Annotated in this window: 5 protein-coding genes; all 5 read right to left on the bottom strand. The window is 48.5% G+C overall.

Annotated elements, in window-relative coordinates; genetic code table 11:
* Positions 1–247: 247 nt before the first annotated feature.
* Positions 248–1,033 carry a 3-hydroxybutyrate dehydrogenase gene (locus C7R94_RS17825; protein WP_106783383.1) on the bottom strand — a complete coding sequence of 262 codons (786 nt, stop codon included), beginning with the start codon at positions 1,031–1,033 and terminating at the stop codon, positions 248–250.
* 66 nt (positions 1,034–1,099) lie between these two features.
* Positions 1,100–2,482 carry a GntP family permease gene (locus C7R94_RS17820; protein ID WP_106783381.1) on the bottom strand — a complete coding sequence of 461 codons (1,383 nt, stop codon included), beginning with the start codon at positions 2,480–2,482 and terminating at the stop codon, positions 1,100–1,102.
* Positions 2,483–2,887: 405 nt separating this feature from the next.
* Complete coding sequence (locus tag C7R94_RS17815) at positions 2,888–4,258, bottom strand: sigma-54 interaction domain-containing protein (RefSeq protein ID WP_106783380.1); 1,371 nt, start codon at positions 4,256–4,258, stop codon at positions 2,888–2,890.
* Between the two features lie 80 nt (positions 4,259–4,338).
* Positions 4,339–4,722 carry an MmcQ/YjbR family DNA-binding protein gene (locus C7R94_RS17810; protein ID WP_106783379.1) on the bottom strand — a complete coding sequence of 128 codons (384 nt, stop codon included), beginning with the start codon at positions 4,720–4,722 and terminating at the stop codon, positions 4,339–4,341.
* 31 nt (positions 4,723–4,753) lie between these two features.
* Positions 4,754–5,980 (bottom strand): MFS transporter, encoded by a 1,227-nt coding sequence (locus tag C7R94_RS17805; RefSeq protein ID WP_106783378.1) that lies wholly within the window; start codon positions 5,978–5,980, stop codon positions 4,754–4,756.
* Between the last annotated feature and the right edge of the window lie 20 nt (positions 5,981–6,000).

The following is a 6,000-nucleotide window of genomic DNA, read 5'->3' as shown; positions in this document are numbered from 1 at the left end:
TTTCGCTGTTCAGTTTTCAAAGAGCATTTTTTTGTCGAACGTTTTATATCTTATCACGTTCGTTGTTTGCGAGTCAATAAGTTTTTTTATCGAATCTCGTTTTCTTTTCTCGTATTTTGTCGTCGTTCTTGGCGACAAGGAATAATCTATCACATCTAAAAAAAGAATACAAGATCTTTTTTGCTAGTTTTTTAAAAAAGATAACGAAAATAAAAAAGCCCCTATAAAAATAGGGACTTTAACAGGTTTACTGCGCTGTATAACCGCCATCAATGACGACAGCCTGACCCGTGACACCTGACGCTTTCTTGCTAGCTAAAAAGGCAGCGTAGTTCGCTACTTCCTTTACTTGCAGCAGCCGCTTCTGCGGCACCAGCGGATAGATGACTTCTTCCATCACCTTTTCTAACGGTACATTTCTTGTCTTAGCCAAATCCGCTAATTGGTTTTGTACCAGCGGCGTATCGACATACCCCGGACAAATGGCATTTACCGTAATACCAGCCGCTGCACCTTCCAGGGCTGCAACCTTGGTAAGCCCGATGACTCCGTGCTTGGCGCTGTTGTACGCTGCCTTCCCCGCAAAGCCAATCAGGCCGTTGATCGAAGCCATATTGATGATACGGCCATGACCTTGTTGCTTCATAATGGGGAACGCGTGTTTAATCGCCACAAAAGGCGCTGTCAGCATAATGCTGAGCATTTGTTCAAATTTTGCAGTCGGAAACTCTTCTATTGGAGAGACAAATTGCAATCCGGCATTATTCACTAAGATATCGAGTCTGCCAAAAACTTGGACTGTCTGCTGGATGCACTCCTGCATCTGTCCCTCGTCGGTGACATTACAGCCAAAGCTGATTGCTTCGTGACCTTCCTTTTGCAATTGGGCTGCTGCTGCTTCCGCTGATTCCCCATTCAAGTCCAATATGACGACTTTCGCCCCTTCCTCGGCAAACGTACGGGCAATCTCCAATCCAATTCCGCTCGCAGCCCCTGTTATTACTGCCACCTGTTGCTCCAACAATTTCTCCATACCCTGCTATCTCCTCTCCTGCTCCTCATTTTCTCTGTCTGTAAATTGGCTGATCTCTCATGAAAATTAGAAAATAGACACCGCAAATGCCAGAATGAACACGACAACCGTTTTCAAAACCGTAATCGCGAAAATATCTTTGTACGATTGACGATGAGTCAAACCAGTAATAGCGAGAAGCGTAATGACCGCTCCGTTGTGCGGCAATGTGTCCATACCCCCGGAAGACATCGAGGCAATACGGTGCAGCAACTCAGGACTGATTCCCGCAGCATTCGCCATCTCCAAATATTGCTTGCCCATTACCTCCAGCGCGATCGACATACCGCCAGACGCTGAACCTGTCACACCTGCCAGTACGTTTACAGCCAGTGCCTCAGAAACCAACGGATGATCACTTGCTCCCATAATCCAGCCTTGAATGAGCTTGAAGCCCGGCAATGTTTTCACAACGTTTCCAAATCCAACTTCGGAAGCCGTATTGAAGATCGCCAAGAGAGAGCCCATCGCGGCAGCAGTCAAACCACTAGCCAGCTTGTTTTTGACTTGCCCCACATTGATTAAAAGCGCGGCAATAATTCCGAGACAGAGCGAAATAATCAGCGCCCAAGAAGATACGACGTTTTTCACTTTTTCGATCTTAAATGATTCTTTGAGAATCGCCGGATCGTACCACGTCTCTACTGTCCAAATCCCTCTGCTGAACAAATAGTTACCCACGAGCACCAATGCCAACGGGAGAATCGCGACCCAGATGTTCATGTAGGATTCATTTTTGATCAATTCTGGTTCATTCGTATGTCCCTCGCCGTAACCTTCCCCAGCAGAGACAGCTTGCTTGCGTCTGCGCTCCAGCCATAGCATCCCGCCAATGAAAACCATAATGGCGCCAATCGTTCCAACAACAGGAGCAGCATAAGCATCCGTACCAAAATAAGTCGTAGGAATAATGTTTTGAATTTGTGGTGTACCTGGCAAGGCGTCCATCGTATACGTAAAAGCACCGAGCGCAATCGTTCCTGGAATGAGTCGCTTCGGAATATTGGCTTCACGGAAGATCGCAGCGGCAAACGGATACACCGCAAATGCCACAACGAACAGGGAAACCCCGCCATACGTCAAAATCGAACATGCCAGAACGACAGCCAAAATCGCACGATTGGAACCAAGTGCCTTCACAATCGTGTGGGCAATGGACGAGGCAGCACCGCTCAACTCCATGACTTTTCCGAAAATGGCACCCAGTAAGAAAATAGGGAAGAATGATTTCACATAGTTTGCTGCGTTCGTCATAAAGGTTTCGGTGTAGCTCGGCAACAGAGAGATCCCGGAAAGGACAACAGCCAGCAGCGTAAAAATAGGGGCAAATACGATAACAGGATAGCCCCGATACGCAAAAAACATCAGGAGACCGAGCGAGATCAAGATGGATAACACTTCGATGATCATAGAATTCTCCTTTCAATTTTCTCCTCCGCTTACAGAGGAAATTGTGTCGATTCATTTGAGGAAAACGCTTTCAAGCCTAACTCATTTGCATGGACCATGCCAACCTCAACCGATTTCAGGAAAATCGTTCAACCATACCCCTTCATCGTGCCCGGACTGTTGGCAAGCAAATGATAGCGCTTGCAAATTTTCCGGATTTCCGGAATTTTTCGTCCGGTTTTATGGAATCTAGCAAAAAATCCGCCCACTTTTCAGGGAATCAGCTCAAGGAAGGCTACTCGTTTTTTTGCGGGAGGTCATCTTGCTCTATTCCAGAAAACCGGAATCTAGCAAAACATGTTCCTATAGATAAAAAAGCCGCGAACCTGGCAAAACGCCACATCCCCGACTTATACACGCCTCGTGCTACTGGTATTTCTCCCACTTTTCGTAAAAGCTGGACTTGCTGATTTGCAACAGCTTGGCGGCGGTAAGCTTGTTCCCCCCTGCTTGCTGCATCGCTTGGCGAAGCGCTTCCTGCTCAGCCTCTTCCAAGACTTGTTTCAAAGGTCGAACGGCATAAGTTGGAACCGCCAAGGATGCGAGTGTCCCTTCGTCAGATACTGGCAGCCAAATATGCTCTTTTTTCAGGACATCGTCTTCCATTAGATGAAGGGCTCGTTCCAGCACGTTTTTCAACTCCCGTACATTGCCTGGCCAGGAGTAGCCCCGAAGTACGTTCCATACCTCTTCATCAATGGCTCTAACCGTAACGCCAGTGGACTCGCCAAGCTGTTTGAGCAGATTCGAAACCAGCTCCGGCAAATCCTCCAGACGCTCGCGCAACGGAGGGATCGAGAGTGACACGACATTCAACCGATAATAGAGGTCGGCCCGAAACTTTCCTTCCTTGATGCTTTGAAGCATGTCCGAATTCGTGGAAGCGATCACCCGCACATCGATTGGCGTCGTCCGTACAGCACCTACCCGCTCGACTTCTTTTTCCTGCAATACACGCAGCAGCTTGGCTTGCAGCGGCAACGGCATGTCCCCGATCTCATCCAACAAAATGGTTCCGTGGTTGGCCAGCTCAAACTTTCCTTTTTTTCCGCGGCGAACAGCTCCGGTAAACGCACCTTCTTCATAGCCAAACAGCTCTGATTCGAGCAAAGAATCCGGAATAGCCGCACAATTCACCCGAATGAATGGCCCCATTTTACGCTTGCTCTCGGCATGAATAGCGTGGGCAAACAGCTCCTTGCCCGTCCCACTTTCACCCGTGATGAGCACAGTCGAATCGCTTTTCGCAACTTTCTGAGAAAACTTTTTAAGCTCCTGCAGCTTCTGGCTGTATCCAACGATTTGGTCAAAGTGATAGGTCGCCCCCATCCGCCGCCGCAGCTCTTTCTTATAATAGGTCAATTCGTCCTTCAGCTGAGCAACCATCGCAGCCAAGGCAGTGAGCTCTTGCACATCCTGGAACAGCACCGTTCCCAGAACCGCAATCACTTTTCCTTCGTCCATGATTGGGATGCGATGCGCAATCATGTTCTGACCTTTTATTTGCTGAATGTCGGCGATCTCGGCAACGCCAGCCTGACCGACAATATGCATCCGGGTGTTTTCGATGACATCCGTCACTGGCTGTCCGATCACGTCCTGTACATTAAGAAATTCCCGATAGCTCCGATTCAATAAGAGTATTTTTCCGTCCTTGTCCGTTACGATCATCGGTTCATGGGCATTTTCAAATACGACCTCAAGCAATTTGCTCATCTGCTGGAGATTCCAATCCAAAACCGGCTCCCCCTTTGTCTCAATGCTGCTGCGTCGAACCCTCGCTCACTACTCGTTACGCCAAAATTATACAGCAACGATCAGAGGAGGTGTTGTAATTGCTTGACCAATCGCTTGGGAGCTGCGCACATATAGCCTTCCCGTATGTAATCCTCCATTTCACCATAGCTCGTCACGTTTTTGTCCAGGATCGAAACCCAGCCGTGATGACCGATGTACGGCGTCTTGTAAAAATGCTCCTGCGTAAGCAAAATCTCTTGGGTCGTCTTCAGTACCTTCACAGAAAGGGAGGGGCCTTCAGTGCCCCCCTCTCCCAAAATGACAAACGGCTTGTCGTTTACGCGAAACGATGTATGTCCAAAAGCGTCTACCTGCTCCGTTACTTCTGGCAACTGCATCGCCAGCTCGCGAACAGCAGCTACCATCTTCAAACCTTCCATAGAAGAAATCTGTTCGTGCACCATCTGGTACAAGCCTCCTTTTGCTTCCAAACGCTCATATACCAGTCTGTTCTGTACTTTGCACCACGTTTCCTTCCCTCATACGATAAAGCCGCAAAATAAAGCTGAGACCAATGATCATCAGGAATGCAGCGATCCCGTATATAACTGCGAGCGGTAGGTACAGCTTCAATGCCCCCGTAATACTCATCATGACGACCATAGAGCCTGTAAACAACGGGGTCAGTATTCCATTCACCCGACCGATAAAGGTACTCTCGGTGTTTTTAAGCAGCATGGTGTTGATCCCAATTTGAATGGAGGGCAAGAGCAATCCCGCGATGAACTGGGCAACAAGCGTCAGCCACAGATTCGTGGACATCCCGCAAACTGCTACTGCGACCGCATTTCCAAGAAGTCCCGTGACCAATAGCTTTTGCGGTGGAATCGTTTTGGCAGCTGCCATCGTCATGGCCCCTCCAGCAATCATCCCCAAACCTTGGGCGGTAATTAACCATTGCAAGCTTTCTTTCGGCAATTGCAGTTGTTCGGTCACGATAAAAATCCCAAGCGGCTGAATCAATCCCAATGAGAAACCTACAGCCAAAAAGCAAAAGCCAAGCATCGACAATACCCGACTGGAGAACACATAACGAATCCCGCTGACCATTTCCCCAAGCAGTGCCGTTTCTTGCTGCTCTCCTTTCTCGACACGATCAGGCGGCAACAAATACAGGACACCGGCCGCAGATAGGAACGCAACCGCCGTGATGACCATGGCAATCTCCATCCCCCATTGCTGGAACACAAACGTACCGACAATCGGACCAAATACCATGAAGATCGCGAAAATAGTCTGGTACGCGGACATTCCCACCTGGAGCTGTTCACCAGGTACATGCAGCTTGAACAGCTTCATTCCAGACGGTTGAGAAAACTGAGAGAGAATAGCTGATATGAGTGTGGCAAAAAAGATGGCCTTCCACGAGCCGTAAACAAAGGTAAGCAGCACTCCGACAACCGACAGAGCACTGAGCAGCTCACACCAGACCATCGTTTTTCTCGGTTGCCAGCGATCGGCAAACGTACCGGCTAGAAAGGAAAACAGAAAGATTGGCGCATACTCTGCCACAGAAATCATGGATACCGCGAACGGATCCTCTCCTGTATGATCCATCACAAATAGCAGAATCGCCATGTTGCGCACCCATACCCCGATTTGCAACAGAAATGCTGATAACAAAATAGCCCTGACATAGCGGTTTTTCAAAACATTTGACATAAAAAAGCCTCCTTATCCAT

This window comes from Brevibacillus sp. NRRL NRS-603, assembly GCF_003013445.1.
Lineage (GTDB): Bacteria > Bacillota > Bacilli > Brevibacillales > Brevibacillaceae > Brevibacillus > Brevibacillus formosus.
Note: the sequence above shows the minus strand (reverse complement) of the source record. Positions and strands in the feature narration are given on the sequence as shown.

Coding starts and splice junctions, on each gene's coding strand:
- C7R94_RS17825 (WP_106783383.1), bottom strand. CDS start 1,033: ATGGAGAAATTGTTGGAGCAACAGGTGGCAGTAATAACAGGGGCTGCG.
- C7R94_RS17820 (WP_106783381.1), bottom strand. CDS start 2,482: ATGATCATCGAAGTGTTATCCATCTTGATCTCGCTCGGTCTCCTGATG.
- C7R94_RS17810 (WP_106783379.1), bottom strand. CDS start 4,722: ATGGTGCACGAACAGATTTCTTCTATGGAAGGTTTGAAGATGGTAGCT.
- C7R94_RS17805 (WP_106783378.1), bottom strand. CDS start 5,980: ATGTCAAATGTTTTGAAAAACCGCTATGTCAGGGCTATTTTGTTATCA.